Origin of the sequence: Streptococcus oralis (assembly GCF_001579175.1) — a bacterium.
Classification (GTDB): Bacteria; Bacillota; Bacilli; order Lactobacillales; family Streptococcaceae; genus Streptococcus; species Streptococcus oralis_O.
In genome coordinates this window covers 63,915-68,397 of the sequence record NZ_KQ970761.1, presented here as the reverse complement: position 1 = coordinate 68,397, position 4,483 = coordinate 63,915, and the positions used below count along the sequence as shown (strand labels likewise).

The 4,483-nt window shown below is 43.9% G+C and carries 3 protein-coding genes; 1 reads left to right on the top strand and 2 read right to left on the bottom strand.

The window, feature by feature from the left end; all coding sequences use genetic code 11:
* Positions 1 to 2,670: glycosyl hydrolase family 95 catalytic domain-containing protein (locus tag SORDD24_RS08750; protein WP_155720152.1), on the bottom strand; the 2,670-nt coding region annotated here is incomplete at its 3' end.
* A 252-nt stretch (positions 2,671 to 2,922) separates the two neighbouring features.
* Positions 2,923 to 3,636: a trehalose operon repressor gene (gene treR / locus SORDD24_RS08745; protein ID WP_061409655.1), complete on the bottom strand. Its 714-nt coding sequence runs from the start codon at positions 3,634 to 3,636 to the stop codon at positions 2,923 to 2,925.
* A 184-nt stretch (positions 3,637 to 3,820) separates the two neighbouring features.
* Here treR and SORDD24_RS11810 point away from each other — a divergent pair.
* The coding region (locus SORDD24_RS11810; protein WP_231082730.1) for a glucose PTS transporter subunit EIIB at positions 3,821 to 4,483 on the top strand (663 nt) is incomplete at its 3' end.

The following is a 4,483-nucleotide window of genomic DNA, read 5'->3' as shown; positions in this document are numbered from 1 at the left end:
GCCATTGACCTTAACCTGACTGGCTTCGATATTTGGATAGTCTACAACCAAGTCTCCGCCAACATTTGACAGGAAGGACAAACTTTGAAGGTTTTTATCTTTCCACTTCATGCTGACTTCAAAGTTACCACGGGCAATCAAACCAGAAACCTGACCGTCTTTCCAGGCATCTGGAAGGGCTGGCAATGGCGCAATATAGCCAGTATGAGATTGGAGGAGCATTTCTGCCATCCCACTAGTTGCTCCAAAGTTTCCATCGATTTGGAATGGTGCGTGCGTATCCCAAAGGTTTTCTAGGGTTGAGTATTTGAGCTGTTCAGCGAGTAAGCGATGGGCACGGTTACCGTCCAAGAGACGAGCCCAGAGGTTGATTTTATTGGCCTTAGACCAACCAGTACCACCATCTCCACGGTGGTTGAGGGTAGCACGCGCAGCTTCTAGGTATTCAGCCTGATCCTTGCTAAAGAGCGTACCTGGGAAGAGACCAACCAGATGGGAAACATGGCGGTGGTTATTTTCAATGCCTTCGCTGGTGAATTGTGGGCTGTCTTCTTCGTACCATTCCTTGATACGGCCCTCATTATTGATATGAAGTGGTTTTAGTTTGTCAAATTTCGCCTTGACCTCTGTGACTAAGTCTTGGTCGACTTTCAGATGGTTGGCAACTTCCATGTAGTCATGAAATAGCTGCCAGACTAGCGATTGGTCAAAGGTGTTTCCGATAGTGATGGTTCCGTGTTCTGGTGAGTAGGATGGAGAAGATACCCAACGGTCACTGGCTTGGTCATAGTGCAAGAAGGAGTTCCAGAACTTGGCAGTCTCTTTCAACATAGGATAGATCTTTTCTTTGAGATAAGTCTCATCCTTGGTGAATTTATAGTAGTCATAAACGTTCTGCATCATCCAGGCATTAGCGGCTGGCGACCAACCCCAATAGTAATTCCAGCCAGGAGTAGTCCAGCCAAATGGTGTCGCCTGAGTGTGGACCAGCCAACCATTTTCTTGTCCGTCTTTGGATTCGATACCAGCGTATTCCTTGGCAGCGATACGACCATAGTAGCGCATGTCGTCAATGTAATTGATCATTGGCTTGGCAGTTTCAGCAAGATTGCTCATGTAGGCTGGCCAATAGTTCATTTGCAAGTTGACATTGAGGTGGTAGTCAGCGTTCCAAGGTGGATTGTCTACAGCATTCCAGACTCCTTGGAGGTTGGCAGGAAGGGCATCTGTTCGATCACGAGATGAACTGATCAGTAGATATCGGCCATATTGGAAGAAGAGTTCTTCCAATTTTTGCCCTTTTTCTGGATTATAGCCTTGAAGGGCCTCTTTTGTCGTTTGAGCAGTCTTGCTTCCACCTAGATTTAGTTTGACGCGATTAAAGAGACTTTGATAATCCTTGATATGGTCCTGTTTAAGTGTCTCGTAGTCTTTGGCCTTAGCTGCTTCTACAATCCCTTTAACCGTTTTTTCGAGATCAATGTCTTTTCGATAGTTGGTTTTAGGATTTTGAGCAAAGTTTGTCTTGGCGCTGAGATAGAGGGTCGCATAGCTTGCACCTGTGACGGTTAGAGTCTCATTCTGAACAGTGACGGTTCCGTCCGTTTTAATTCCTAAATAGGATGCAAATTTGAGGCCGTTATCTTTGACAGTTCCCTTTAGAAGGATTCCATGTTTATCTGTTGTAACATGTCCGTTCTTATAGTTGGAATATTCCCAAGAGTAGTCACCATTAGCAAGCAAGTCCTCAGTCAAGCTGTTCCAAAGGGTAAAGTCGAGCGTCTTATTTCCTTTTTTAGTCAAGTGGGTCACGGTGACATCATCAGGATAGCTGGAGAAGGTTTCGCGTTTGAAGGTCGTCCCATCTTGGGTGTAAGAAGTGGTCGTAGTAGCTTCTGTGATATCCAAACCACGGTGATAATCTGTTACTGTATCCAGACCCTTTTTCTGGTTATTGAAGACCATAAAAATATCACCAAAGGCTAGGTAACGTCCATACTGGGCGTTGTTTGGTCCGACTAGATTTTGTTCAGCCAGTTGTTTGGCTTTTTGGCGGTCTCCATCTTCGAGAGCTTTACGAATCTCCGCCAAGACCTTGTGGCGATCCTTGTAGTTCCCTCCATTATAGTCGCTACTGTCGGGTTGGGGGCCTCCTGACCAGAGAGTCTTTTCGTTGTACTGAATTCTTTCTTCACCAATTAGACCAAAGACCTTGGCTCCCATTTCTCCATTTCCGACAGGAAGGGCTTGTTTTTCCCAACCATCATAGGAAGGGGGTGTTGGTTGATTGTAGTTGAGTTGATAGTTTTCTTGCTTTGTCACGGGTAGATCTGCTTTTTCAAGTTCCTTATTTTCTTTAGCTTCTACAATAGCATCGTCACTGGCTTGACTATTTGTCTTCTGAGTCTCCTCAGTTGGCTTGCTTTCGGAAACTACTGGACTTTCTGCTAGAGACGGATTTGTAGTTTCAGTAGTTTCAGCTGCTTTAGGCTCACTATCAGGCTTAGTGATAGCTTCGACAGAGGTTGGTTCAGTTTGCTTAACCTCAACACTGTCTGCAGCTACAGTGTGGTTGACTAGAAAAACAGCTCCCAGTAAAACAGAAGCAGTCCCAACCGTCAGCTTGCGGATGCTATAGCGACAGGATTTCTCCCAAAAGTGTTTTTTCATAAAACCCTCCTTCATCTATTCGAAACCGCTTACATTTTATAAAGCAATTTCGTTTAAATTGTTTCTATTTATCTCCTCACTTCCCATTCTAATGGTCGCCTAGCATTTGTCAAGAGGTTTTTGGTGAAAAACATATTTGATATTGCTTTTTCTTAAAATAGTAGAAGAAGTAGCAAGCAGTCCCTCTTTTTCAACTATCAACTAGATCGTTTACTACAAAAAACAGTTGAGAGTATCCCCAACTGTAAGTGTTTATTTCGGATGTCTTTTGGCAAAGTCAACAAAGTGAAATTTTTCTAATTTATGGCGACTTTCGGTGAATTGAAACTGGCGTCCGTCTTGGAGATAGACTTTTGACTTGATTGAAACGACATAAGGGTCTTTCCCAATGTCCATGAGAATCTTGTCTCGATCACCCGTGTGGTCAATGGTGATTTCTTTCTGAGCATAATCAATAAGGAGTTTGAGGTCGTCCTCTATATACGAGTAGATAGACTGCTCAGCGATTCGGCGAGTGAGATTTGGAATCAGTTCCATATCCAGATAGTCCGTATCTAGAACCGATACCAAATCATCCACCACACGCTGGCGGACCACCTTCCACACCATCCGAAACTCTGGAAACCCAGTTATCAGTGAGGACTTCTTATCGATAATGATTTTGTCCAGACTGACGACATTGGTTTTCGAGCGCAGTCCAAGTTCTTGAACCAGTTCTTGGTAGCTAGTTAGGTTAGAGACAGGGAAATTGACCGTTTCTTCTTTGACGACTTGAGAACCTTGCCCCCTTATCTTTTTGATCAATCCTTCCTCTTGGAGGAGAGACAGAGCTTTTCGGACGGTGTCACGGCTCACCTGATACTGATCCATGAGTTCGTGCTCACTGGGGAGGAAATCTCCGACAGCGTAAGTCTCGTTTTGAATGGTTTTTTGGATTTGCTTAAATAATTGTTGGTATTTCTTCATATCGCTTCCTTAAATGATTTTTGAGTCTTATTCCATACATACTTGTATCCATTTTACCATACAAGTGCTAGAAAACATGCAAAAATACCCTCTTTTTATTGCAAACAAGTTGCATACAAGTTTGGAATCGTTTACAATAGAGCTATCAAGTCAAGCTTGCTTTGACAAATATAAGGAGAATCAAATGGGAAAATTTGAACAAGAAGCTAAAGATCTGCTTCAAGCGATCGGAGGCAAGGAGAATGTCACTGCCGTCACCCACTGTGCGACACGGATGCGCTTTGTTCTCGGAGACGAAAAGAAGGCAAATGTCAAGGCCATCGAGTCGATTCCAGCCGTCAAAGGGACCTTTACAAATGCGGGTCAATTTCAGGTGATTATTGGGAACGACGTGCCGATTTTTTATAATGATTTTACTGCTGTTTCAGGTATTGAGGGTGTTTCTAAAGAAGCAGCTAAGTCTGCAGCTAAGAGCAATCAAAATGTACTTCAACGTGTTATGACCACTCTTGCAGAAATCTTTACACCGATTATTCCAGCTCTGATTGTTGGTGGACTAATCCTCGGTTTCCGTAATGTCTTGGAAGGGGTGCATTGGTCAATGTTGGATGGTAAGACCATCACAGAATCCTCTCAGTTTTGGGCAGGTGTCAATCACTTCCTCTGGTTGCCTGGTGAAGCAATCTTCCAGTTCTTGCCTGTAGGGATTACCTGGTCTGTTTCTCGTAAGATGGGAACCAGCCAAATTTTGGGAATTGTTCTCGGAATCTGTTTGGTTTCACCACAGTTGCTCAACGCCTATGCAGTAGCGTCTACTTCAACAGAAGAAATCGCAGCCAACTGGGTT